The sequence below is a fragment of the Sphingomonas sp. JC676 genome (genome assembly GCF_014489075.1).
Classification (GTDB): domain Bacteria; phylum Pseudomonadota; class Alphaproteobacteria; order Sphingomonadales; family Sphingomonadaceae; genus Sphingomonas.
Genome location: NZ_JACTGR010000002.1, coordinates 630753 through 654681, shown reverse-complemented (window position 1 = coordinate 654681; position 23929 = coordinate 630753). Strand labels below are relative to the sequence as shown.

Here is a 23929-nt window from a genome sequence, read left to right as displayed (position 1 = left end):
CACCGAGCCTAGTCGTTCGCAACCCGAGGCCCCCAGATGGAAGCTGTGATGGAAGACGCGACGATCCTGGATTTCGAATTCGAGGCGCATACCAGCCCGGTCGCCGCCGCCGATCGTGCCGCGCTCCTCGTCAATCCCGGGTTCGGCAAGGTCTTCACCGATCACATGGTGGTGATCCGCTACTCCGTCGATCGGGGCTGGCATGACGCCAGGGTGCAGCCCCGCGGGCCGATCTCGATCGATCCCGCCTGCGCCGTGCTCCATTATGCCCAGGAGATCTTCGAAGGCCTCAAAGCCTATCGCCTGCCCGATGGTGGCGCGGCCCTGTTCCGCGCTGAGGCGAATGCCGCGCGCTTCCGCGAATCGGCCGAGCGCATGGCGATGGCGCCGCTGCCCGAGGAGCTATTCCTGTCCTCGATCCGCGAGCTGGTCAGCATCGACCGCGACTGGATCCCGGAAGGCGAGGGCGCGTCGCTCTATCTGCGGCCCTTCATGTTCGCGAGCGAGACGTTCCTCGGCGTGAAGCCCGCGTCCGAATATCTCTACATGGTGATCGCATCGCCCGCCGGCGCCTATTTCAAGGGTGGAGCGCCTTCGGTGACGCTGTGGGTCTCCGATCACTACACGCGGGCGGCGCCGGGGGGCACGGGCGCTGCCAAGTGCGGCGGCAACTATGCCTCCAGCCTGATCGCCCAGGCCGAAGCGATCAAGCAGGGCTGCGACCAGGTGGTGTTCCTCGATGCGGTCGAGAACCGCTATGTCGAGGAACTGGGCGGCATGAACGTGTTCTTCGTGTTCGACGACGGTTCGATCGCGACCCCGCCGCTGGGCGGCACGATCCTGCCCGGCATCACGCGCAACTCGCTGCTGACGCTCGCCCGCGACTCCGGCATCGAAGTGCGCGAGGAGCGCTATGCGGTCGACCAGTGGAAGGCCGATGCCGAGAGCGGCAAGCTGCGCGAGGCGTTCGCCTGCGGCACCGCCGCAGTGGTGACGCCGATCGGCGCAGTGCGCGGCAACGGCTTCGACTTCAAGATCGGCAATGGCGGGCCGGGCATGCTGACGGAGAAGTTGCGCGAGCAGCTGGTCTCGATCCAGCGCGGCCAGGCTCCCGATCCGCACGGCTGGCTGCAGCGGCTTTTCTAACGCGCGGTCGGGGCTTCCATCGCGGGCGGAGGGCTCTATAAGCCCCACTCCCGCGCCGGATTAGCGGCATGTGTTGGGGCGTCGCCAAGTGGTAAGGCAGCGGCTTTTGATGCCGCCATTCGCAGGTTCGAATCCTGCCGCCCCAGCCAACTTTTCACCAAGCACCTGAAGATGCTTGGTTTTGTCGATATCGCCGGAGCTCTGGCTGGGGACTGTTACAGACCCCTGTTACAGAAAGGCGTTATCGAGGCATGTCAGCGGTGCCAAATACCCAGCGTCGGGCGGGGGTCTATTACTTCAGGCGAGCAGTCCCGCTCGACATGCGGATGCTTCTGCGGCGCGCCGAACTGTGCTGTAGCTTGCGGACCACGAACGCGGGGATCGCTGGCGGTAGTGCGCGCCTGATGTATCTTCGCTCGGAAGAACTTTTCGCTGACCTGAGACTTTCCCCGATGCTGTCTGATGCCGACCTTGCCCGCATGGTGCAGGATTTCTACGCTACCGTGCTGGACCGGGAAAATCAGCTACGGCTGCTTGGAAGGTTGTCGACCAACGAAGAGGGGCGCCAGGCACGTCTTCGTCATTGGATCGATGTAGCGGAGGATGCCAGGAGCGACCTTGCTTGCAGCAATTTTGGTTCGGCTGATTTCACTGCTGCCTGGGCGATCAAGAAGAGCGGACTGACCGGAAAGCTGAACGACCACGAAGTACGCCAGGTACAGCAGGCGATGCTACGTGGTGGCGTCGATCTCGCCCAAGCCTTGAAGGCTCGGTACGAAGGCGATTTCTCCTATACTCCAACAGATCAGCTGCTGCGCATGGAATTGGCCCGAGCGATCGAAGCGCCTGTCGTGATCCGGACCGAGCCTGCCACAGCTGAAAATCGGCCTGCAGCAGTGGATGCACCGCTCTTCACCGAGGCGGCTGAAAACTTCCGCAAGGCTCAAATTCGGCACGGCAACTGGGAGCTCCAAACCGCAGCTCAGGCTCGGAAGAGCTATCAATTGTTCGCAGAAATGGCGGGTGATCGACCCTTGTCCGAATACGTCCGGGATGAAGCGGTACGGATCAAGAACCTCTTGCGCGACCTTCCTGCGGACTATGGGAAGGCGGCAAAGTACCGAGGCCTGGTAGCGACTGACATCGCGACGATGACCAGCGATCTTCAGGTTGCACGACTGTCGCCGCGCACGGCGCAACGCCACATCAACGCTCTTTCCACGCTGTGGGAATCTGCGATCGAGGCGGGCCATGCGCAGACGAATATTTTCGCTGGTTTCAAATTCGCCAGCGCCAAGCGCGCCCATGAGCAACGGGCCATGTGGACGGAAGATCAGCTGAATGCGCTGTTTTCTTCGCCGGTGTGGTCGGGTTGCAAGTCGGAACTGCGCAGATCGAAGCCTGGGGCAATGGTCATACGCGATGAGCGGTATTGGCTTCCCTTGATCGCGGTATTTTCTGGGCTCAGGCAGGAGGAAATCTGTCAGCTGACCGTCAACGATGTCCGGACCGAGCAGGGCATCTGGGTGTTCGATATCAACGCGACGGCGGGCGAGAAAAGGCTCAAAAACGCCAACGCCGTGCGTCTGGTGCCGATACACTCCCAGCTAATCTCGTTGGGTCTCCTCGAATATGTAGAGGAGCAGCGAGCGGCTGGCGAAGACCGCGTATTTCCCCGGCTGCAAGGTGGTGGTGCCGATAGCCGCCTTGGCCACAACTTCTCGAAGTGGTTCACGCGCTACCGTAAGGATGTCAAACTCTACGAAGCGGAACTTGATTTCCACTCGTTTCGGCACAGCGCCACCACGTTTATGCAGTGGAGCAATGTGCCCGAGCCTGTAATCGATCGGCTGACCGGACACGCCACGCATGGTGAGACGGCCCGGTACACAAAATCGTTTCAGATCGAGCAGCTGCAGGAGGGGATCGAAGGTATCCGGCCAAAGCTAACGCTTGAGGGGTTACCGCGATCTCAGCCCTGAAGGCACAACTGACAGGATGTGTGTCCCTTGGCCTGAGCGCTATATCCCCCATCCCCCATCCCCCCTCTATCTGCCTTCCCCCCTATCTCTCTAACCATCAAAATCTGCCTTCCCCTCTGCCTCCATCCATCTCTCTCTTCCGCCCTCGGGAAAGAACGATTTCAGGAGGTCCGCATGCGTTATGAATTGATGGAAGTGGCCCGGCACAGAGAAGCCGATGCGCCCGCTACGACAGCCGCTATCGCCGCCCTTCTGGCGGCAGGGTATGACGTTCGTCGGCCAGCTAACAACGCCCATCAGCTCAAGGTCACGGCCTCGCTCAGCTACTACCCGACCACCGGCGTTCTCTTCGTTGACGGTCATGCCAAGCCCCTTGAGCCACGGGGCCTGGAGGCGCTTTTCGCGGTGCTCCGCTCAGTTCAACTGGCACGATCTCGTTAGACCGAATGAAGCCCTTGCTTCAGCAAGGAGATCAAAGTCCTCATGAGCATCGTCCTGAGCGTAACGCCGCCGCCGATCGTGCCAAACTCGATCCTTCGTCAGCATCATGCTTATGAGCCGAGCGATACGCGTTTCCGCGCCTGCGCGCGGTTGCTCCAGTCGATTTGGCGTCAGCAACAGGGCTTAGAAGCTGGTCGTCACACCACCCGGCGTGGCGGCAAACGCCTCGTCGGTTCGTTGCTGACGACGGCCGACGCGGAGGTTGGCTGCAACTTCCTCAGCCAAGACCTGTTTCGGCTGGCGAGGTTGAGCGTGGCGTATCGGCAGCCCGGTGCCCTGATTCATGCCAAGCGCTTGATCGCGAACGCGCTAAGCTCCCACCCGCTTGCCTTCAACCTGTTCGGTCCGCTCGCGCTCGACCATGTGCTTGCCGCCCGCGTTCTTCGTCTGCTCCTGCCGCAATTGCCGATTGCTGACGTTCGCGCGATTGCTTTCGAGTTCTCGCCTGGGCGCGGCGCCGCCGAGCTTACCGGCGACGGCACGGCGTACGACATCGCTGTGAGCTATGAACGCCACGACGGCGCTCCGGCCTTCGTCGGTATCGAGCTCAAATACTCGGAAGGAATGGGGGAGGCCGCATCCAACAATGTCGCCCGTTACGACGATCTCGCTGAGGCATCTGCGCTCTACAGAGAACCAGCCAGCGCCCTGCTACAATTGCCCAGCATTCGTCAGCTGGTGCGAGAGCATCTCCTCACCCAAGCCGCGCTGATCCGAGGAGACTTTGCTCAGGCGGACTTCGTGCTGATCGCGCCGCAGCACAACGATGCCGTCGCCCGAGCCGCTGACCTATATCAAGCCCAGCTCAATCCGTGCTTGCCGGGCCACGTGCCCTTTGCCTTCCTCAGCTTGGAGCAGGTGATCGCCGCCATCGACCACGCTGGCGCCCGCGACCATGCGCACGCACTCCACCAGCGTTACACCGACTGGTCGGCAATCGATCGCTTGGTTGGGGATTTCATCGATCGGCGGCCGCCTGCTGAAACGCAGGGGCGCTCGCAACCAAGGTTCCTGCAGCGGCACAGGCATCAATCCGGCCGCAACAGCTCCAGGTGCGACACGTCCAAGGTAAGCGCGATTTCGTAAACCGAGACGATGGTGGGGTTCCGCTTACCCTGTTCCAAGCCGCTAATGTACTGCTGGCTGAAGCCGCTCTTCTCGGCGAGTTGCTCTTGCGTCCAGCCCTTAGCGGCCCGGGCCTTTCGCACGTTCCGTCCAACCAGCTGCCGCATATCCATGGGCCGCTTGATCGCGCCTAGACTTGGCGCTGATTATCAACTTTAATATGTATCGGAGGGGCGGCATGTCTGATCGACTGGATGAAATCGAGCGCCTGCAGGCGCTACGCGACCGCGGCATACTGAGCGACCAGGAGTTCGAGCGCGCGAAGGGGGGGCTGCTTGGCGGCCCCCCGAAGCGTAAGCTTCCGGCGTGGATTGTGCCGACGAGCGGCGTGCTTGGCATGGTGCTCGCCATCTTCGTCATTAAGCCGCTCGTCGGCGGAAGCGTGTCGGACCCGATGGCCGCACCAAACCAACCCGTCCAGTCTAGTCCCGTCGGCACTTGGCAGATCTCGACGAAGACCGACCCGATGACGGACGTGACGAGCACGATCGCGGCCAAGAACTTCGAGCTGCCCACCGCGATCATCGACGTCACGATCAGCTGCAGCAGCACCGGCCAGATCGTCTATCAGCTTGCTTCATTCGACCGCGAGCGCAAACCGCTCGAGATGCGCGGCGGCATCAATGACAACATGAGCCCCTATGTTGCCTATGAAGTCCGGGTCGGGGAAGCGGCACCTACGCGGGAGGTGTTCAGCAATCCGCCCTACAACAACTTCATTTCGCTGGAGACTCCAGATCCGGAGGCAATGGGTATCGCCGCCGCCCTGGGCTCTGCCCGCACAACGAGCGATGCGCTGTCCACCGCGGAGCGCGTCACCTTCGGCCTTCATCTTGTCCATAGCGACGAGGCTTTGGTGCTCGATCAAACGGCACCCTCCGTCGCCTCAACTCTCAAGCCCTGCGTTGATCTCCGCTCGAAACAGATCAGCGAGGCAGAGGAAAGGGCCCGCGCCGACGAGAACGAGCAAGCCGCCAGGCGTTCCAAGGCGCTCCGCAGCACTTCTGGAAACGCAATGTGAGCGGCGAGCTTGATCAGCTCGAGCGTCTGGAGCGTCTCCGTACATCCGGCGCGCTTACCGAGGCTGAGTTCAGGCAGGAGAAGAAGCGCCTGCTTGCAGCCGATGGGGGCACGTTCACGCCAGACTGGCGCTCCATCACGCGCGCCGCGGCCTTCATCATCGTCGCTGGCGTGGTCATCATCACGGTCTTGCTGGTGATGCCCGCGCCGAAGCGGGCAATCGACACCGCTCCGTCTAACGCTGCAGCGCCTGCGCAAGCACAATCGCCGACAGCCGTTCCCCAACCGATCGCGAGCACTGCTCCCGCCGCAGCCGACGAGCCAGTCGCCCAAGCTGTCCCAGAAGCGGCAGAAGGACAGGGGAGTATGCCCGCGCCAGTGCACGGTCGCTGTTCGCTGACCATCAAGGGCATCACCTACCTGAACGGCGCCTGCGACATCGTGCTGGCGGAGGATGGTTCGTTCGACGTCTTCGAGCATTTCGGCCAGCCGGGGTACTTTGCCAAGGTGATCCGGGATGGCGCGATGGCGCAGGGCTATTGGAACGGCGCACGCGACTCCGACCACGCGCAGGACGAGCTCGGCGAGCTCACCCGCAGTGGCGCCTGCTGGAAGAACGCGACGGCCAAGATCTGCGCCTGGTCCTGATCCTAGCTCGGGAAGCAACATCGCCAGCGCTCGCATGAAGCTCAATCCCGAAAGGGAGCGGGCACATGCGCAAGCTGTTCCAGAGTGTTACCGACGAGATCATTGCGGCCATCGAAGCCGGGGCGGGGGACTACACCATGCCCTGGCACGTCGGCGCCGCGGGTCTGCCCGTCAACGCCGCGTCGGGCCGGGCGTATTCTGGCACCAACACGCTGCTGCTTTGGGCTGCGGCTCCCATCTGCGGCTACAGCTCCTCGCGCTGGGCTACATACCGGCAATGGGCCGAGCTCGGCGCGCAGGTACGGAAGGGCGAAAAAGCTACGACGGTGCTGTTCTGGAAGACGCTGGCTGGCGATGCCGACCAGGCTCTCGACGAAGCCGGGGATGCCCGGCAACTCCGCTTCGTTGCACGCGCCTTTCGGGTGTTCAATGCCGCCCAGGTGGACGGTATCGACGACGAAGCGCCTCTCGCGCTCAATGAAGGCAATCGGATCGAACGGGCGGAGCGGTTCTTCAATCAACTTCCCGCCATGATCTGGTACGGCAGCGAGAGCGCCTTCTTCGACCAGCGCGCCGACATGATCTCGATGCCGGACTTCACCAAGTTTCGCTCCGCCGAGGCCTTTTATAGCGTGCTCTCCCACGAGTTGGTCCACTGGTCAGGCGCCAGGCATCGGCTCGGCCGCAATCTGAAGGGTCTGTTCGGCTCCGAGGCATATGCGATGGAGGAACTGATTGCGGAAATGGGCGCAGCGTTTCTGTGCGCGCGCCTCGGCCTCTCCATTGAACCCCGCCGCGACCATGCGCCCTACATCGACAGCTGGCTCAAGGTGCTGCAGGGTGACCCGCGGGCCATTATCACCGCTGCCAGCCGGGCGCAGATCTCGGTCAATTTCCTGGTGGGACTTGCCTCAGGCGAAATCCAGGCTGCCTGCGCGGGGCAGGCGGCATGAGCGCCGTAGATACCGCGAACCGCTTTCGCCTTTCGAAGTCGAAACTGGCCGCGTTTGAGCATTGTCCGAAGCGCCTTTGGCTTCAGGTTCATCGGCGCGATGTCGCCAAGTTTGACGACACCACGCTGGCGCGTTTCGGTTTCGGCCATGACGTAGGTGAAAAAGCGCGTTTCGCCGTTCCTGACGGAGTGCTGGTAGATACGGGTTGGGATATGGCTGAAGCGGTTGCGAAAACGCAGATCCTGCTCGCTGCTCCCGAGCGCCGCCCGATCTTCGAAGCCACCTTCCAGTATGAGGATGTGCTTTGCCGGGTCGATATACTCATGCCCGACGAGGGTGGAGCATGGCGCGCGATCGAAGTGAAGGCGTCTAATAGCGCCAGGGGCTACCATATGGCGGATATAGCGACGCAGGTCTGGATCATGCGAAACTGCGATGTCACCATATCCCGCGCGATCATCAGGCACTTGGCACGCCCGGTAGCGTGGTGGCGGGGCGACATCGCTGCGGTGACCTTTCGGGACACCGATGTGTCGGGCGAAATCGAACGCTTTCTGGTTGAAAGGCCAAACGTCGCGTCGTCGGCGCGCCGCGTCATTCGCGGACCGGAGCCGGTGCGGCAACTGGGTATGCACTGCTATCGGCCCTTCGCTTGCGAATTTCGGGACTGGTGCCGAGAAGTGAGCAAGCCTTCCAACGCCAGTCCTAGTTAGAGAGATTATCTTATTGTATCAGTATCTTATGGCGATATATCTCATGTTGCGCCGCGTGATTCTCAGGTTTGGGGTTCATTCTCGCTTTTGAGTGAGCGCATCTGCAGTCCCATGTTGAGCAGGCTGTGGTCATAGGGGAGGGCTCCGCCCTGAAGTGAGTGCTGCCAGTGATCGTGTAAATGCGCGGGCTGACTCTTCGGGCCGAGCGAGTTGGAATACCCCATGCGAGCGCCCACAACGGCTCCTTGATCCTTTGGCTTCAGGTCCGCGAATTCAACGGCCAGATACTTCTGATGAGGAAAATCCGGGGTGGACACACTGAAGCATTCGTTCGTGTCGATTGCCTTCATTAGATATTTGAACACACCCCATTGATCGTGCGCCGTTGGCAGGCGGCTTACGTGAAGCAGTTTGGCTCTGCTCGGCTTCATGTCGAGAGTAACGGCGGGTGCATTCACCAGCCGGTGGATCGCGCCAATCAGCCATGTGCGAAAACCAGGGTAAATCTCTTCTGGCACATGCACGAGGAAGTGGCTGTGCAGCCCCATGAACTTTCCGACCTCCTTGACCCACAGCGCTGCAAGGGGTGGGCACCCAAATTTCTGGATGCGCTTCCGCTCGTCGCGAAACCAAGCTCCCATCAATGCGAAAAGCTGGCGGTGCAGGTAGGCAATCCGGTCGTCGCTCATGCTTTCGGCAACGTTCCACGCCACGGTGACGAACGTGTTGAGCAGCCATCCTTGCAGGTTGGCACTTCCCGTGGCCAGCCATGCTCGCTTCAACTCATTCGCTGTCAGCGCATCGGAGATTTTGAGCGACTTCTTCTGCTGAATATCCCACGTGGCCATGACCAAGGCACTTTGTGGGCCATTGCCGAGCGGGACGCGCGGGCGCCCCTGCCAATCGACGGGTTCGTAACCATCGCGGCGCATCGCCGCTATACGCTGTTCTACAGGATCGAGATCCTTGTATCGGTCTTCCGACATTCGATATTCCTAAATGTGAGTTCCGGTTAGCCGGCCTCAGTGACGCGAGCGGTGAAATCGACGAGAAAGCGCGCCAGCCAAGCGACGGGACGAAACCGAACGTCGCCATCTACGCAGTGCCGCTCGTGAAAGGCGGTGAGCTGTTGACCGAGCGCTGCCAATCTCGAGTAATCCGCGCCGTGCGTTTCGACAGGGCCACCGTAGAGGGCGCAAGACAAAGGCCGTAGCGCCTTCGTCATCCGATATCCCGGATCATGGTTGTCACCGTCCTGATGAGGAAAGCGCACTTTTGGCCGGCTAGTGGCCGAGCAGTATAGCTTTTCGCTCAGTCGCCTGGCGATTTCCACCGCTTGCTCAGGCGTCGCCTCCACCAACTTGATATGTTTGCGGCTGATGAGACGGACCACACGGGCTGCGTTTTTCGCCTCTCGGCTTTCGGCGCTTGGAGCTTCACGTGCCTTATCAGACAGGCCCAGATTGGCTCTAAACTCGGGATGACCCCAGCGATCGTTTGAACGGGCGTCCATATGCACTCCTTGAGACAGGGCAGAGTGCAGGAAGCGACGAGATCGCTCCTGCGGACATATATTCGAATCTGGGCTGGAGATCTTGCCTGTGTTGGGCGTGTAACACGGCTCAAATCTAGTGCTTCTGGGCGATTTAGCTCACGAGAGCTTTCCATGGCGCACAGAGAAATCGTTCTTTTACAGAGAGATGGCAGCCGATAAGCTGCAGTGTTGCGTACTTGCAACGCCCGTGGTTTTTCTAGGTAAGCATCCGGGCGGCCAATCCGGACTGTTCGCCTGCGACCACGGCTAAGTGTCGCGTCGGTCCGCTGCTATGGCGGTGACCTCTGAAGCCAACGTTCGTTCAGGAAGCTTCGGGACAATAGCGGCCCGTCCGCTCACGGGCGCTCGGACGGCGTAAGCGGACGCTTGTTCATGAAGCTCGCAGTGTCGGCTAGGCGCCCCAATCTCGGCCATTCAGCATTGATTTCGCGCTTCTCAAAAGCCGCCACTCATCCCGGCTGCCGACTGCAATCGTGGAATGGCCGAATGAGGGGCGATCCGGACAGGCTGCTTCGGGATACGGCCCGGTCTAAGCTGCTCCCATTCATGCCGATCCCACAGCTCAAAATTATCGAGATCAGGTTGGGCGCTGTCATTGTCCACCGCAGTATCCGAATACTTGAACCACCGCGGAGCTTTTGGCGCTACATACCTTGCTTCTTCGCCCGGCAAATGCACACTGGAAATGGGGGAGCTTGCCGCCGGCTGCTCAAAAGACTCATTGGAGCAGTTGGCGAATGTCAGGTATCGCGAAACCGTTCAGTCCGGAGGCCGCTTTGAAGCGGTCGCTGCGCGCGCATCTGCGCCAGCTCGGCTTTACCAAGGACGAGGCCGGCGATCTTGTGCTACCCGGGGCCGGCAAGGACATGATCCGGCGGATGCACCGCGGCCAACGTCGTGAACGGCTTGCCGCGGCCCAGCCCTTCCTGGCCCGAGCCTTGGACCGTGCGCTTCCCAGCTTTGCCGAGGGCGCCGAGATCGACCCCGCGAAGATCCGCCTCGGCCTTCGCCTGGTCAGAAGCGACACGCGAGAATCGGATCTGTTCCGCGTTGCAACCCTGACGTGGTCGGTCCCGGTTTCGGCTGGTTTCGGGCGGAGAATGCGCTATCTCGTCTGGGACGAAGCCCATGACCGGCTCGCCGGCGTGATCGCGCTCGGCGACCCCGTCTATAATCTCTCGGTGCGCGACGCGCTGATCGATTGGACCGTGGACGATCGGGCGAAGCGTCTCGTCGGTATCTTGGACGCCTATGTGCTGGGCGCGGTTCCGCCTTACAATTTCCTGCTCGGCGGCAAGGCGATTGCGTGCCTGATTCGCTCGCGCGACGTGTTCGACGACTTCCAGCGGCTGTACGGCGAATCGGTCGGCGTCATCTCGAAACAGGCCAAGCGCGCCGCGTTGGTGGCCGTCACCACCACCTCCTCGATGGGACGCTCGTCGGTCTATAACCGGCTGCGGCTCGGCGGGACGGCATATTTCGAACGCATCGGCTTCACCGAAGGATGGGGCCATTTCCACATCAACGATGCACTGTTCGACAGGATGCGCGATTATCTGCGCGACCGCGACCATCGCTACGCCGACAAACACAAATTCGGCGAAGGCCCGAACTGGCGACTGCGGACCATCCGTGCAACGTTGTCGGCCTTGGATTTCAACGAGAATATCCTGCGGCATGGCATCAAGCGCGAGGTTTTCATCTCGAAGCTGGCCGCCAATGCCTATGACGTGCTGCGCACGGGTGCCGAGGCGCCCGATATCTCGGGCCTGCTGAGCGTTGCCGACATTTCCGATCTCGCGCGTGACCGGTGGATGGTTCCCCGCGCCGAACGCGGAGAGATCGACTATCGCGGTTGGCAGCGCGACATGATCCCGCGCCTGATCAAAGGCCGGCTCGATTCGGCGCGGGTCGCCGAGCGCCGAGCAGGCTGACCCCGGCCATGCTGGACGATGCGCAACGCCAGCTCGAAGCCCGCTTCACCGAATTGGCGGCGATGCGCAAGCCGCTGGACTATCCGGTCTATGCCCTGGAGCATGGGCTGGAACCCGACCAAATGGAGCTCATCGCCAAGGCGGCGAGCCTCGAGCTCCGCCAGTCCGGATTGCGGAAAGCCCATTGCCTGGTCTGGGTCGCGCTGGCGGCAGAAGCCGGCTACCGTTATGCCGGCGAAGAATATTGGCCGGCGCTGGAACGTTCGCGAGGCGAATGGCGCGCCAATGATTTCCGCGACCGGCTGCGGACCTGGTTCCGGGCATTTCATACGACCTATGGCGGCCCGGTGCCAAAGGGGCGATGGGCCGCGCACTTCAACATCATCGCCTGGCCGATCAACAACGCGATCCTGCCGCGCTATCTGCAGGATCATTTCGCGCGGCACCTCTACAATCTGCGCTACGAGCTTGCCCATTGCGCTCAGGCCGACCCGAGCAACATCGGCCCATTCCTGCTCGATCGGTATGACGGCAGTTCGTCGCGCTTCGTCTATTTTCTGCAGCAGACCGAACTGACCACCATGCTCGTGTTGGCGCTGCGGGAGGAGGAGAGCGGCGCGCTGCCGCGGATTTCGCCCACACTCCTGACGCGCATCGTCGCCGATCTCGAAGCCAAGCGCCTCGCACGCGATTATCTGCGCGAAGCGCGCGCCGTAATCCGCACGCGGAGATTCGCACTGTCGCAGCCCTTGCGCACCGGCAGCGCTCTCGTCGGCGGCGCAGATGGTGGCCAACCGGCGACCATCTCGGGCCCAAGGCTTGCGGCGAAGCTCGTGGCGGATCGCGGCCTGTCGCTCGCGCTGATTGTGCCCGATTTCGCAGCCGCATTGACCCGAGCCGGGCTCAACGCGGCTGCGCTGCGCAATGTGCGCATGCGTCTCCCGGGCGATGCCGAGCGCTGGACGCCCGCGAGCAATCTGCTGACATGGGCCGGGCAGCCCCGCGAAATTGCGACATTTCCCCCGCCAGCCGCGCCTGTTATTGCGCTGCAGGGCGAAACCCAACCGCTCTGCGTGATCTTGGATCCGCTCTGCCACCTCGAGGAACGATCCTGTTGGGTGTTGCGGCGGTTTGACGACGGCCTCTATCGGCAAGTCGTGCAGGGGCACGTCCGACCGGATCAGTCTTATGTCATCTTGGCCCGTCGGCCGCTGCCCGACACCGACGTCGCGCTGGCCGGCCTTGCCTCGGTGCCCGCCGCGATGCCGGACATGGCCGCCTATCGCCTGAAGGTCGCGAGCCGCATGACCGAGGACCAGGCCGCGGCACTCGCGCGGCTGACGATCGGCACCAAGGCGGCGATATGGGTCGAGCCGGCAGGCCTGGCGCCGCGGCCAGCGGGTGCTGAATCGGTCGCGCGCTGGCTCTCGACCGAACCCGTCATTCTCCGCATCCGCGCCGACCATGACGTTTCCGGCTTTGTGGCCCGGCTCGACGGCGCCGAGCCCGAGCGGATCGCCGCCCGGACCAGTGATGTCCTGCTCGCGCTCGGCGACCTGCCCCTCGGCCGACATCAACTTGAACTGGCCGCTATTCCGAGCGGGTCGCCGTCCGCAGCCGCCGGTGCGGTCGCCACGATGACGTTCGCGTTTGAGGTCGCCGCGCCCCAGTCCTGGCCGGAAGCCGTCCGCGCCAAAGCGGGATTCCGCTTGGTCGCGTCGCCTTCCAATGCGCGGCTTGAAGAGGTTCTTGCCGGACGGGCCCCGCTCAGCGTGATCGGCCCTGGTGGACGTCAGGTGCAATGGTCGCTCGACACCTTCGACGCCGGCGGCAACCTTGTCACCACCAGTCGCGGCAGCACCACGGGCGCGCGAGCCACCGAAGCCGACATCACCCAGGTGATCGCGCGCCTGCGCAGCGCCAATTCGGAAGCGATCGACCGCGCGCATCGCGTCGACATCAGCGCGGCCATCGACGAACTCGGCGTCCAGACCCTCCGCTTTCCCCATGCCGTCGAGCCGTTGCGCTGGATCTTCGAGCCGAAGCAGCATGTGGTGCGCCTCATCGACGAGACGGCGCATGAGGAGCCAATCGAGGTGACCGGCCTTCCGCTGGCGAGACCCTTGGAACGGATCGTGCTCGCGGCGCCAGCGCTGATCGACGGACAAGCGGTCGAAAGCCCCGGCATGCTGCTGACGGCGCGCTACCGAGGGCGAAGCCAGACAGCGTTCGTCAGCGCCCCGGCAAGCGCGACTCTGCATAGCTTCGCCGAGCTTGATCTGGTTCAGCGCTTCGCTCTGCCGGTCCGCGACGCCGAAGCGCTGCTCTTGCTGGTGCGCACGCTGGCCCTGTGGACGCGAGCGCACGCGCTGGGTCATCTCGCCATCGTGCGCAAGGCGGTGACCGTCGACAAGCTGCGCGAAAAGGTCGCGACGCTTGCCGCCGGGGCGGATTTTGCGTCGCTGCTCAAGAATGGCGGACCCGCCGCGCTCAAGGCCGCGCGGGACATGGTGGGCGGATCACCGGGCTTTCGGTCGCGAATGTGCAGCCATGCCTGGGACGTCTCGCTACGCGAATCGATCCCGGCCTTCGCCTCCTATGCCAGCACCTATCAGGTCGAGACCGATGCCAAGCGCGCTGCCGCCGCGCTGGCGCTCGCCTTCGACCCGCTGCGGCTGCGGTTCGGCTATGGTTCGGAAGCCGAGACCAAGGCCGAGCGCCTGCTTGCCAATCGGACATTGTTGCGCGGCGCCTATCTCGCATATGCCCATGCCCGGGACCATGCCGACGATCCTGCCATCGCGGCGGCAAGCTGATGCAGAGCCTTTCTCCCTCCGACCTGCTCCTCTCCATCGGCGACGGCCTGGGCGTTTCCGACCCTGGCGCGATCGGCCCTTTGCTCAAACCCGCGCTGCGTCGCGCCGCGCATATCCTCGCGCCCGCTGCGCGCAGCGATCTCCTCCGCTTCGTCGCCGAACCGCTCGCGGCCTTCGGCGACCAGCGCGACACCGTCGAGAGCGCGCTGGACGAGATGATCGTCTATGGCGACATCCTCGCCATGCGGCCCCAGTCGCTCGACGACTGGGGTGCGCCTGCCGAAGTGCTGCGGCCGGCGCCGCCGACCTTCGTCCGCCGGAACAACGGCGAGTTCATCATTCTCGGCGTCGCCGGTGACCATCCGACTGCGCTGAGCCAAGAATTGGATGCCCTGCTGGTCGACGACGGCATGGTCCGTCGGCTTGCGGTCCAGGGCGAGGATCTTTCGGCGCACCTTCGCCTGCTGGGCTTCGCCCAGCTCAGCGAGCAGGCCTGGCTGCGAACGCCGCCAATGGAGAGCGCCGCGGTGCATCTCGCCCGCTGGCAGGCCAAGCTCGACGCCGCTCCGACGCTCGATCATGCGGTCGATGGTCTCGACCTTCTCGATGGCGTTCGCGACCCGCTTTACTATCGCGGCCGATGGACGACCCCCGGCACCCAGAGCGGCATGTTCGTCGTGCGGCGACCGCAGCTTTACGGTGCGCCGCTCTGGAGCCTGGTCAGCCTTGATCAAGGCCGGGCACGGCGTCTGATCGACCTCTACGCCGATGATGATCGCCAACGGCCCTGCGACCTGGCCTGGCGCATCCAGGCGGCGCTCGATGCCGAGCGCACGACGCCGCAGCGCGCGCATATCCGGCGGGCGGCGACGACGGCATCGATTGACCTGTTCTCCCCGCTTCCCGCCTTCGCCGAACGCCGCCTGGCGCTGGTCGCGACCAAGGCGGCGGGGACTCAATGCCTCTATAGCTACTCGCTACCGAACGCCCGCCTGGCCGAGGAGGTCGGCGCGCTCCACACGCTGCTGTGGATGGCCATCGACGAGGAAGACGCATGACTGCGACCGTTCAGGAAACGATCGATACGCTGCACGAGACCCTGCGCGGCTATATCGAGGCAACCTATCATATCGCCGACCCCGGCGTGGTCGCGCAGCGCCGGCAGTTGCTCGAAGCGGCCGGCGGCATCTTCCAGATCCCCTTCCTGGAATCGACCCCGCGCTATGTCACCGGCAAGCGCTTCGCCGAGATGGCCGACATACCGGCAGCTGCGCGCGAGGCCTACGAACGCCTGTCCGACCCGGCGCTGGGCCAACCCCTGCTGTTCGATCCGCCCTATGCGCACCAGGCAGATGCGATCGGCACGATCCTGCGCGACAACCGTAACCTGATGATCATGACCGGAACGGGCTCCGGCAAGACCGAATCCTTCCTGCTTCCCATTCTGGGCAAATTCGCGATCGAGGCGCGCGACCACCCGCAGCAATTCGCCGACCATGCGGCGGTGCGGGCGATGGTGCTCTATCCGATGAACGCTCTGGTCAACGACCAACTCGGCCGCCTGCGCCTGCTCTTCGGCGACCAGCGCGTGGTCGACATGTTCGAGTATTGGTCTGGCCGCCCCGCAACCTTTGCCCGTTACACGAGCCGGACGCCCTATGCCGGCGTCCGAAACCGCAAGAAGGACGGGCGTCGCCTCAAATCGATCGGCGAGTTCTTCGTATCGCTCGAGCAGGCGGCCGACCGGCATGTCGCCGGCAGCCCCATCGTGGCGTCGGAGGACAAGCGCGCGTTCGAATTGGTCGAGACGTTGCGCCAGAAGGGTAAGTGGCCGGCCAAAGGCCGCATCGCCGACTGGTTCGGATCGGGCAACTGGCTCGACAGCCAGGGCCAGTTCCGCCGTGCGATCGCGCTCGACGACGATGCCGAACTGATCACCCGCTACGAGGCCCAGACGGCGCCGCCAGATCTGCTAATCACCAACTATTCGATGCTCGAATATATGATGCTGCGCCCGATCGAGCGCCCGATCTTCGAGCGCACGCGCGCCTGGCTTGAAGCCTGCCCAAACGAGAAATTCCTGATCGTTCTTGACGAGGCGCACCTCTATCGCGGGGCCCAGGGTGCCGAAGTCGGATTGCTGCTGCGCCGGTTGCGCGAACGGCTCGCGATCCCGGCCGAACGCTTTCAGGTCATTTGCGCGACCGCCAGCTTCAGTGAAGCGGGCAAGGCAAAGGCCGGCGCCTTCGGCGCGGCGCTGAGCGGTGCCGATCCCGCATCGTTCGATCCGGCGCCTGGCGACTACAAGCTGCGGCCCGATCCGGCGGTCGGCGGCGCGGATGATCTTGATGCGCTACTGAGCGTCGACCTCGGCGGCTTCTATGCCGAGACCGAGGCCGAGCGCGACGCCGCCATCGCGCCCTTTCTCGCCTTTCGCGGCGTCAATGCATCGCTTGGCCATGGACCAGCGCTGCATGCCGCGCTCGAAACCTATGGGCCCTTTTCCAAGCTCGTGAACGACACGATGCGCGCGGCGCGCTCCTTTGGCGAACTTCGCGAACTGATCTTTCCCGACGCATCGGCGGACGTCGGCGACCGCGCCGTCAATGCCTTGCTCGCGCTCGGCAGCCGGGCGCGCCTCAAGCCCGACGATGCCAGCCTGCTTCCCTGCCGCGTTCATGCCTTCCATCGCGGCCTGCCCGGTCTCTGGGCCTGCATGGACCCCGAATGCGAGACGCTCGAACCCGAGGCGCGCGGCGGCCCGATTGGGCGCCTCTATGCTCAGCCGCGCAGCCGCTGCGGCTGCGGCGCTCCGGTGCTCGAATATTTTACCTGCCGCTATTGTGGCACCTCTTATGCGCGGGCCTATGTCAAGGACGTCGCCAATCCCGAGCATCTTTATGCCGATCCGGGCGAAGCCCTGCTCACAGAGGGCGGCGCAACCACCGCGTTCCAAGCGCTCGATCTGCTGCTCGAGGCGCCACCGACCGCGACCCAGGGTCTGGAGCGAATCTATGATCTTATGTCGGGCCTGCTCGATCCCGATCCACCAGGACCGCGCACACGCAGCGTCTATCTAAAACCGCAGATCGCAACACTGGCTCCGCCGACAAGCGACGACGATGCGGATGAGGATGACGGCGAGGCCGGCGACGACGCCGCACCGACCGCCGGACCCGGCGAGTTCGTGCCCTGTGGCTGCTGCAAGCGCCGCGTGCGCGGCGGCAAGTCGAGCGTCCAGGATCATGTCACCAAGGGCGATCAGCCGTTCCAAGCCCTGCTCTCCGCTCAAATCAAGGTCCAGCCGCCCGGACCGACGCCAGCGACCGAGTTCGCGCCGTTGCGCGGGCGCAAGGTGCTGGTCTTCTCGGACTCGCGGCAAGTGGCGGCACGGCTCGCCCCGACCCTGCAGCTCTTCTCACTGCGCGACACGCTGCGCGCGCTGCTGCCGGTCGGGTATCGCGACCTGCTCCAGCATCCGGGGTTCGGATCGTCGCTGACGCTCGATCGCGCCTGGTTGGCGGTCGTCGTCGCCGCCTATCGGCTCGAGGTTCGTCTGCGGCCCGAGCTCGAAGGGCCGGAAACGATGCCACGGGTCGAGGACACGCCGCCCGGCGCCATCCCCGACACGCCGCAGCTGTTCGAGCTGCTCGGCAAGAAGCCGCCCGCCAATCTTACCAAGTCGATCTTCGAGGTGCTGCGCGACAACATCCTCGGCCTGGAGCCTCTCGCCATCGCATCGCTGATCGAGGCGCCGGGTATCACCAAGAAGCTGCTCGAATTGCCGGACCTGCCCGGGCTTGCCGAAACGCCCGAGCAGAAGCTCGCCGTCGTGCGCGTCTGGCTGCGCGCATGGCTGCGCAAGAACGGCGTGTGGTTCCGTGACATGCCCGACAGCTGGTGGGGCCCCGGCCAACTCGTGCGCGCGCATAAGGGCGTGTTCACCACGCTCAAATATGTGTTCTCGACCGGCGATCTCAAAAAGGGATTCGCGAAGCTCTGGCTGCCGACACTGCTGCAATATTTCACCGAAGACCCTCCCGCAGGCCGCCGGATGGAAGCGCGCAATCTCTCGCTGGCGCTCGGTGGTGACTGGCGGCGCTGCGCGCAATGCACCTCGGTCCATCGTCCCATCGAAACAGTGGCGGTCTGCATCGATTGCGGCTCGTCGGATGTTCATGGCTTCGAGCCCGACACCGACCTCGTATTCAACGCCCGCAAAGGCTTCTACCGAAAGCCGGTGATGGAAGCCCTGGCCCTCGACCAGCCGATGCTCATGTCGCTGATCGCCGCCGAGCATACCGCGCAGCTCAATGCCGCGCAGGCCGATGAAGCCTTTTCCCAGGCCGAGCATCACGAGATGCAGTTTCAGGACATCGATCTCGCCTGGCGCACGATCGAGCAGCACAAGAACACCAGCATCGACGTCCTCAGCAGCACCACGACGATGGAGGTGGGCATCGATATCGGCGCCTTGTCTGGCGTCGCCTTGCGCAACATGCCTCCCGGGCGCGCCAACTATCAGCAGCGCGCCGGCCGCGCCGGGCGGCGTGGCAATGCCGTCGCGACCGTTATCGCGTTCGGCAGCGCCGACAGTCATGACGATCACTATTTCACGAATCCGCGCGAAATGATCCGCGGCGAAGTGATCGATCCTCGGCTCACGCTGGAAAATCCCAACATCGCCCGGCGGCACATCCGCGCCTTTCTGCTTCAGCGCTATCATGAAGCACGCATCCAGCATCTCGACCCGTCGGACGAGAGCCTAGCAAACCTCTTTTCGGTCCTGGGGACGGTGGGCGACTTCAAGGACCCCGCCAAGCCGCTCAATCGCGCCGATCTCGCCGCATGGTTGCAGCAGGACTATGCGGCCCTAGCCGAGGCGATCGACCGCTGGCTGCCCGAGGAGTTGAGCAGCGCCGACCGCGCTGCGCTGCTCGGCACCTTCTCGGCCGACCTGCTGCACGCGGTCGACGAGGCGATCGACGGCACCGCCGCGGAACCGCTGCCGCCGACAGCGGAGAGCGACGACGATACGGAGGATGACGCGCCCGTGGTGGCGCCTTGGGTCGGTGCCGATGATCCGGCGCAGCTGGCCGATCCCGACGTGCCGCCGCCGGAGCTCGACCCGCAGCCCGACAATGATGCGCTGGTTGACGCCGCAGCCGACAATCTGCTTGATCGCCTGCTCTATTGGGGCGTGCTGCCGCGCTACGCCTTCCCCACCGACGTCGCCCCCTTCTATGTATTCAGCCCGAAATCCACCGCCTATCGGGCGAAGATGGAGTTTGCACCGAGCCAGGGCCTCAACATCGCCTTGTCGCAATATGCGCCAAACAAGCAGATCTGGATCAAGAACAAGCAATATACGTCGCGGGCGATCTACTCGCCCTATCGCGATGATCGCTACAACGCCTGGGGCAAGCGCCGGCTCTATTTCGAATGCAGCCGCTGCGGCCACGCGATGACCGACCAATATGACCACGACCGCCGCGGCACCTCAATCACCTGCGAGGCGTGCATGACCCCGCAAAGCTTTGGCCCGGCCAAGCCCTGGTTCCGCCCGCCCGGTTTCGCGCACCTCTGGTATCAGCCGGCCCCGTCCACGCCGGACGAGCCCAACGAGACTGCCTATGCAACGCGTGCCAAGCTCGTGATGCCGTCTGGCGGGACCGGCGGCACCCTCCTGAATCCGCGGTTGAGCGCGCTCGAAGCCCGGCCGCGGCTGCTGGTGTCGAACTCGGGACCAGACGGCGCTGGCTATGACTATTGCAAGAAATGCGGGCGGATCGAATCCGTAAGCGCGCCCGTCGACAATATCCGCCAGCCTCACCCGCTTCCCTACCCGAACAACAACGAACCGCTCTGCGAGGGCATTCCCTGGCGCGGCGTCGTTCTCGGCGCTGACTTCCCGACCGATATCGCCCTGTTCGCCCTCCGGCTCGAAGGTCCGTTCCGGCTGCCACCTGCCAATTCCGAAACGCTCTCCGCGATGCGGACGATCTGCGAAGCGCTGGCCAAGGCGGCCTGCCGCCTGCTCGAAATCGAAGTCGGCGAGATTCTTGCGGAATATCGTCCTGCGCTTAACAGCGCCGCGGGTGCCGCCGGCACGCTCGTGGAAATCTTCCTCTACGATACGCTTGCTGGCGGCGCAGGCTTCTCGCCCCAGTTGGCAGCACGGGGCCTCGAACTGTTCGAAACCGCGCTCGAGATCCTCGAAACATGCCCCGAGGGGTGCGATTCGTCCTGTTATCGGTGCCTGCGCAGCTTCCGCAACCGGCTCGACCATGCCCTGCTCGATCGCCAGGTCGGCGACCAGATCGTCCGCCACATCCTAACCGGTGATACACCGGCGTTCGCGCCCGGCCGCGCAGCGATGGCGCTGGCCATTATCGGTGACGAGATCGAGCGACAGTTTTCCGCCCATTTCGACATCATCCGCGCCTTTCATGCGATCCCCGCCGCCAAGGCACCGCTGATCGTCCGGCGCAAATCGGACGGCGCTGAAACCTTGATCGACGTCCATTCTCCGGTCGCACGCGACATCCCGATTTTCGGGACACAGGAGCCGAGCGCGATCATCGTCGACGAGCAGATGGTGCGGCGTCATCTCGGCGCGGTCGTGGAGCAGATCAGCCTCGCGCTCTGACGCAGCGAGAGGCTCGCCGGCTCATCGCGTCGGATTGACAGCGCTCGTTACGCGGATCGGGTCAACCCTTCAGGGTCGGGAACAGCGTGCCGACCGCAGCGATCGCGCCGCCGACGATCATCATCGCGAAGAGCGGCCAGGTGAACTGATCCGCCTTCAAGGCGGCAATCGCGGCTGGCGCCGCCGCGCCGACCGCGATGAAGCCGATGCGCGCAATCGTCCAGCCGAGCGCACCGCGAAAACGCGCTTCCAAAGTGATGTCGCAGCGATCGACGACATCGGATGGTTTCGCCTGATCGGGAATCTTGAGGCTGATACGCACGCCGGCCGGCACCGACATCTGCGCTGGGGTGGAGGTGAAATGCGACCGATTGAGATCGTAGCGCGAATCCAACGTGTGGCTTGCCGACGCGGTGAAGCGCACCGCGGGGTCGCTGCTTTCGCAGGCGAGCTTGGATGGGTAGGCGAGCGGCGCGCCGCCAGCCGGTGAATAGCTGTACAGCTCGAGCCAGTAACGCCAGCCGAGCCAGAGCGAATATCGGCCGTCGGCCGGAAGGATCTCGATCGACCCCTTGCGCCGGCTCCACCACCAGCGATCGGTGGTATTGAGAGCGAAGACGGTGAAGAAGGAGAGCCCCTTGCCAGGGGCGAAGCGCGGGTCGGCGCTGAGCGCCGTTGCCGTCGCCTCGAACGCCGCCATCGCCTTGGTGCCCGGGGCATATTGGCTGTTTCGATGGAATTCGGCCCCAACACTCAGGGCGAATTTGCCACTCGGTCCATTGCCCTGAGCATCGAACGCCGGGATCTGGTCGCGTTCGCCTTGCTGTAGGCCGGCGCGGATAGCCGCGTCATCGAGCGCGGCAACGAAGCTGCCGGCATTCAGGGTGAAGATCCACGAGGAACCGACGATCTCGACCTTCACCACCGTCGCGAAGCGGCACGGGATGAGCCGGGCTGTCTTGGCTGCCGCATCGACCGACAGGTAACAGATGAGGACCGGCTCGCCGGCGAGGCTGCGCTGACTCAGCAAGCCGTCGACATATTTCTTGTCGTACCGGAACTGAAAGCTCGTGCCCGCCGGATGGGCCAGCGCGCGAATGATATCGTCGGCGTAGCGCTGCTGCGCGCTCGACGAAATGAGAATGAGCATTCGCCCCCCTTCGATCGGCCGGCGCGGCCGCGCCGGCCCTTATTTCACGAAATTGGGCGCGCCGTTCTTCACCTTCCATTTGAGATGAATCCAGCCTGGCGGAATATAGTGCGAGATACCGTTCGCATCGAAGATGCGATGACCGCGGCTCTCGCTGACGTTCAGCTTGAGCGGCGCACTGATCCGGATCTTTTCGCCCCCCAGGAACTGATATTCGCGCCACTGCTCGCTCGAAATATCCGCGAATTCGAGATCGGTGGCATTCTTGAATTCCGGCACGTCCGTGACTCGAGTGGCCATCGAAAAAACTCCTAGTTCAAGCCAATGTACGCGCACTCACGCATTCGTGCACCGAAATATGGGCAAAGGGGTGGTCCTGCTAGTGCGCCAGTCCTTATGGTCGCTTCGATGACCGTGGGCGCGCCGGATGCTGCCACTGGTAACGGAACAGGTCCGCCTTTGCGGGCCTGAACGAAAGGCGGGCTATGAGCAGGCAGCAGCGGCGAGCGACCCTCCGGGATCAAGGCGTTTGCCGACGGCATGTGCTGCGTGCGCATGTCCGCTTTCTGGCTCATCCGGCCTTAAACCTGCCCGTCCGAAATCGGCCCAGTAGCGGCCATGGTAGCACCCGGCGCACTGAACGGCTGAAATGGGGCCGTCAGCCGCCTGTTCGCTTTTGGCAACGAATGCCGGAAAACAGACATTCGCTCCGGATCCGGTCTCGAACTTAGCCAAGGGATCGTTTGTGAAGCGCCGCAACAGCAATGCGCTGCAGCCGGCCGATGGCGAAGGCAACCCGATGACGCTTGAATTCCATATTTCCTTGACTCTGGAAATATGGAGGATAGTGCGGGTACCGCGTGATTGGGAGGACGATGAATGAGCTACAAATTGCTGCTGCTTGCCACCGCGCTGAGTGCTTCGGCCTCGGCAAATGCGGGCATCATTGAGCAGGCGGCTAGCGAGCCGATGGTTGAGATCAGCGCGAGCGGCGATGGCACGTGGTATGTTCGATGCCAGGTGCAGCGCGACATCAACAGCGGACTGCGCGAGCTGAACAAGGATCGTCCGGCTTATCGAGACGATCACATGCGGCGCGCGACCTGCCACTACGAGTCCAACAAGAAAGGGCTGACGATCAAGATCGTCGGCGCCGGTTGGGCTTGCCCGTTCAAGGGGGCCGCTGAGGGTGACTGCACTTTCACAGACAATAAGCTCGGATCGGGCCAATTCCGGATTGAACGATCGGCCCATTGAGGGTGTTCGAGGAGGCGGGCTCCAGCGCCGCGCTGTGTCCGCCTCCTATGCCGTTGCCACATCCTCGCAATGGCTACGCGCGAGAACTGCTGAAAGCCGCTCGCAAATCTCGGGCGAGCCACCGCAGCAATCCTCCATCAGGAACTCCAGCAACCGGCTCATATCTTCGTATCGGGCCGTGTAGATGATCGAGCGCCCGTCCCGGCGGTTCTCCACCAGATTGGCGTTGAGCAGGATGTTGAGGTTCGCCGACAGCGTATTCGGCGGTGTATCGAGCCGGCGCGCGATCTCGCCCGCAGCAAGGCCGTCCGGCCCGGCTTGGATCAGCATGCGAAAGACAGCGAGCCTTCCCTCGTGTGCGAGGGCGGAAAGGCTGGCGACGGCGTTTCTTGGTTCCATAATTCTACTCTAGCGGAAATGCGCGTGTGGGCAAACGCGCCGTTGTGCAGCGCGGCGCGATGCTATCGACCATAAACTCCT

The 23929-nt window shown here is 63.5% G+C and carries 20 protein-coding genes and 1 tRNA gene; 15 read left to right on the top strand and 6 right to left on the bottom strand.

The annotated features are described in order from the left end of the window. Nucleotides 1-48: 48 nt before the first annotated feature. The 5 genes from IAG41_RS09845 (at nucleotide 49) to IAG41_RS09825 (ending at nucleotide 4715) form a co-directional block, all read left to right on the top strand. Nucleotides 49-1146: a branched-chain amino acid aminotransferase gene (locus IAG41_RS09845; RefSeq protein ID WP_187728426.1), complete on the top strand. Its 1098-nt coding sequence runs from the start codon at nucleotides 49-51 to the stop codon at nucleotides 1144-1146. A gap of 74 nt (nucleotides 1147-1220) precedes the next feature. Next, nucleotides 1221-1295, top strand: a tRNA-Gln gene (locus IAG41_RS09840). Nucleotides 1296-1397: 102 nt separating this feature from the next. Then, nucleotides 1398-3128: a site-specific integrase gene (locus IAG41_RS09835; RefSeq protein WP_316251131.1), complete on the top strand. Its 1731-nt coding sequence runs from the start codon at nucleotides 1398-1400 to the stop codon at nucleotides 3126-3128. 174 nt (nucleotides 3129-3302) lie between these two features. Continuing rightward, nucleotides 3303-3569 carry a hypothetical protein gene (locus tag IAG41_RS09830; protein ID WP_187728424.1) on the top strand — a complete coding sequence of 89 codons (267 nt, stop codon included), beginning with the start codon at nucleotides 3303-3305 and terminating at the stop codon, nucleotides 3567-3569. A gap of 42 nt (nucleotides 3570-3611) precedes the next feature. Further along, a complete protein-coding gene (locus tag IAG41_RS09825; protein WP_187728423.1) occupies nucleotides 3612-4715 on the top strand; it encodes a PGN_0703 family putative restriction endonuclease in 1104 nt (367 codons plus the stop codon). Here the strand turns inward: IAG41_RS09825 and IAG41_RS09820 are convergent. Further along, complete coding sequence (locus IAG41_RS09820) at nucleotides 4658-4861, bottom strand: helix-turn-helix transcriptional regulator (RefSeq protein ID WP_262408566.1); 204 nt, start codon at nucleotides 4859-4861, stop codon at nucleotides 4658-4660. The two genes, IAG41_RS09825 and IAG41_RS09820, sit on opposite strands and share 58 nt — an antisense overlap. A 29-nt stretch (nucleotides 4862-4890) precedes the next feature. Between IAG41_RS09820 and IAG41_RS09815 the strand changes: the two genes are divergently transcribed. The 4 genes from IAG41_RS09815 to IAG41_RS09800 all read left to right on the top strand — a co-directional run bounded on the left by IAG41_RS09815 (nucleotide 4891) and on the right by IAG41_RS09800 (nucleotide 8088). Continuing rightward, nucleotides 4891-5775 (top strand): SHOCT domain-containing protein, encoded by an 885-nt coding sequence (locus tag IAG41_RS09815; RefSeq protein ID WP_222950608.1) that lies wholly within the window; start codon nucleotides 4891-4893, stop codon nucleotides 5773-5775. Further along, the gene (locus IAG41_RS09810) at nucleotides 5772-6422 is read left to right on the top strand and encodes an SHOCT domain-containing protein (protein ID WP_187728421.1); all 651 of its coding nucleotides are present in this window, start codon (nucleotides 5772-5774) and stop codon (nucleotides 6420-6422) included. Before IAG41_RS09815 ends, IAG41_RS09810 begins: the two co-directional genes overlap by 4 nt. Nucleotides 6423-6487: 65 nt before the next feature. Next, on the top strand, nucleotides 6488-7375 hold the full coding sequence (locus IAG41_RS09805; RefSeq protein ID WP_187728420.1) for an ArdC family protein: 888 nt from the start codon (nucleotides 6488-6490) through the stop codon (nucleotides 7373-7375). Next, on the top strand, nucleotides 7372-8088 hold the full coding sequence (locus tag IAG41_RS09800; protein WP_187728419.1) for a hypothetical protein: 717 nt from the start codon (nucleotides 7372-7374) through the stop codon (nucleotides 8086-8088). The genes IAG41_RS09805 and IAG41_RS09800 overlap by 4 nt, the downstream gene beginning before the upstream one ends. 62 nt (nucleotides 8089-8150) lie before the next feature. On the opposite strand, the gene IAG41_RS09795 is transcribed toward IAG41_RS09800, so the two are convergent. Next, nucleotides 8151-9074 (bottom strand): hypothetical protein, encoded by a 924-nt coding sequence (locus tag IAG41_RS09795; RefSeq protein WP_187728418.1) that lies wholly within the window; start codon nucleotides 9072-9074, stop codon nucleotides 8151-8153. 26 nt (nucleotides 9075-9100) lie between these two features. Continuing rightward, complete coding sequence (locus IAG41_RS09790) at nucleotides 9101-9601, bottom strand: hypothetical protein (RefSeq protein ID WP_187728417.1); 501 nt, start codon at nucleotides 9599-9601, stop codon at nucleotides 9101-9103. Nucleotides 9602-10419: 818 nt separating this feature from the next. Between IAG41_RS09790 and IAG41_RS09785 the strand changes: the two genes are divergently transcribed. From IAG41_RS09785 to IAG41_RS09770, 4 genes are read left to right on the top strand one after another with little or no spacing between them, the layout of a single operon-like run. Then, nucleotides 10420-11577 carry a Druantia anti-phage system protein DruA gene (locus IAG41_RS09785; protein ID WP_222950607.1) on the top strand — a complete coding sequence of 386 codons (1158 nt, stop codon included), beginning with the start codon at nucleotides 10420-10422 and terminating at the stop codon, nucleotides 11575-11577. 8 nt (nucleotides 11578-11585) lie between these two features. Then, complete coding sequence (locus tag IAG41_RS09780) at nucleotides 11586-14393, top strand: hypothetical protein (RefSeq protein ID WP_187728415.1); 2808 nt, start codon at nucleotides 11586-11588, stop codon at nucleotides 14391-14393. Continuing rightward, nucleotides 14393-15451, top strand: a complete 1059-nt coding sequence (locus tag IAG41_RS09775; protein ID WP_187728414.1) for a hypothetical protein — start codon at nucleotides 14393-14395, stop codon at nucleotides 15449-15451. The genes IAG41_RS09780 and IAG41_RS09775 overlap by 1 nt, the downstream gene beginning before the upstream one ends. Next, nucleotides 15448-21042 (top strand): DEAD/DEAH box helicase, encoded by a 5595-nt coding sequence (locus tag IAG41_RS09770; protein WP_187728413.1) that lies wholly within the window; start codon nucleotides 15448-15450, stop codon nucleotides 21040-21042. Before IAG41_RS09775 ends, IAG41_RS09770 begins: the two co-directional genes overlap by 4 nt. 61 nt (nucleotides 21043-21103) lie before the next feature. On the opposite strand, the gene IAG41_RS09765 is transcribed toward IAG41_RS09770, so the two are convergent. Together IAG41_RS09765 and IAG41_RS09760 are read right to left on the bottom strand one after the other, a co-directional pair. After that, the gene (locus IAG41_RS09765) at nucleotides 21104-22192 is read right to left on the bottom strand and encodes a hypothetical protein (RefSeq protein WP_187728412.1); all 1089 of its coding nucleotides are present in this window, start codon (nucleotides 22190-22192) and stop codon (nucleotides 21104-21106) included. 39 nt (nucleotides 22193-22231) lie between these two features. Beyond that, the gene (locus tag IAG41_RS09760) at nucleotides 22232-22492 is read right to left on the bottom strand and encodes a hypothetical protein (protein WP_187728411.1); all 261 of its coding nucleotides are present in this window, start codon (nucleotides 22490-22492) and stop codon (nucleotides 22232-22234) included. Nucleotides 22493-22937: 445 nt separating this feature from the next. On the opposite strand from IAG41_RS09760, the gene IAG41_RS09755 reads away from it, so the two are divergent. Together IAG41_RS09755 and IAG41_RS09750 are read left to right on the top strand one after the other, a co-directional pair. Further along, nucleotides 22938-23075 (top strand): hypothetical protein, encoded by a 138-nt coding sequence (locus tag IAG41_RS09755; protein ID WP_187728410.1) that lies wholly within the window; start codon nucleotides 22938-22940, stop codon nucleotides 23073-23075. After that, nucleotides 23072-23449 carry a hypothetical protein gene (locus IAG41_RS09750; protein ID WP_187728409.1) on the top strand — a complete coding sequence of 126 codons (378 nt, stop codon included), beginning with the start codon at nucleotides 23072-23074 and terminating at the stop codon, nucleotides 23447-23449. Before IAG41_RS09755 ends, IAG41_RS09750 begins: the two co-directional genes overlap by 4 nt. Nucleotides 23450-23494: 45 nt before the next feature. On the opposite strand, the gene IAG41_RS09745 is transcribed toward IAG41_RS09750, so the two are convergent. After that, complete coding sequence (locus IAG41_RS09745) at nucleotides 23495-23848, bottom strand: ArsR/SmtB family transcription factor (protein ID WP_187728408.1); 354 nt, start codon at nucleotides 23846-23848, stop codon at nucleotides 23495-23497. Between the last annotated feature and the right edge of the window lie 81 nt (nucleotides 23849-23929).

Bases quoted from the DNA above. Each gene is read 5' to 3' on its own strand.
- IAG41_RS09795 (WP_187728418.1), bottom strand. From the start codon at position 9,074: ATGTCGGAAGACCGATACAAGGATCTCGATCCTGTAGAACAGCGTATA.
- IAG41_RS09765 (WP_187728412.1), bottom strand. From the start codon at position 22,192: ATGCTCATTCTCATTTCGTCGAGCGCGCAGCAGCGCTACGCCGACGAT.
- IAG41_RS09770 (WP_187728413.1), top strand. From the start codon at position 15,448: ATGACTGCGACCGTTCAGGAAACGATCGATACGCTGCACGAGACCCTG.
- IAG41_RS09745 (WP_187728408.1), bottom strand. From the start codon at position 23,848: ATGGAACCAAGAAACGCCGTCGCCAGCCTTTCCGCCCTCGCACACGAG.
- IAG41_RS09800 (WP_187728419.1), top strand. From the start codon at position 7,372: ATGAGCGCCGTAGATACCGCGAACCGCTTTCGCCTTTCGAAGTCGAAA.
- IAG41_RS09825 (WP_187728423.1), top strand. From the start codon at position 3,612: ATGAGCATCGTCCTGAGCGTAACGCCGCCGCCGATCGTGCCAAACTCG.
- IAG41_RS09790 (WP_187728417.1), bottom strand. From the start codon at position 9,601: ATGGACGCCCGTTCAAACGATCGCTGGGGTCATCCCGAGTTTAGAGCC.
- IAG41_RS09820 (WP_262408566.1), bottom strand. From the start codon at position 4,861: ATGCGGCAGCTGGTTGGACGGAACGTGCGAAAGGCCCGGGCCGCTAAG.
- IAG41_RS09780 (WP_187728415.1), top strand. From the start codon at position 11,586: ATGCTGGACGATGCGCAACGCCAGCTCGAAGCCCGCTTCACCGAATTG.
- IAG41_RS09830 (WP_187728424.1), top strand. From the start codon at position 3,303: ATGCGTTATGAATTGATGGAAGTGGCCCGGCACAGAGAAGCCGATGCG.
- IAG41_RS09845 (WP_187728426.1), top strand. From the start codon at position 49: ATGGAAGACGCGACGATCCTGGATTTCGAATTCGAGGCGCATACCAGC.
- IAG41_RS09835 (WP_316251131.1), top strand. From the start codon at position 1,398: ATGTCAGCGGTGCCAAATACCCAGCGTCGGGCGGGGGTCTATTACTTC.
- IAG41_RS09775 (WP_187728414.1), top strand. From the start codon at position 14,393: ATGCAGAGCCTTTCTCCCTCCGACCTGCTCCTCTCCATCGGCGACGGC.
- IAG41_RS09760 (WP_187728411.1), bottom strand. From the start codon at position 22,492: ATGGCCACTCGAGTCACGGACGTGCCGGAATTCAAGAATGCCACCGAT.
- IAG41_RS09805 (WP_187728420.1), top strand. From the start codon at position 6,488: ATGCGCAAGCTGTTCCAGAGTGTTACCGACGAGATCATTGCGGCCATC.
- IAG41_RS09750 (WP_187728409.1), top strand. From the start codon at position 23,072: ATGAGCTACAAATTGCTGCTGCTTGCCACCGCGCTGAGTGCTTCGGCC.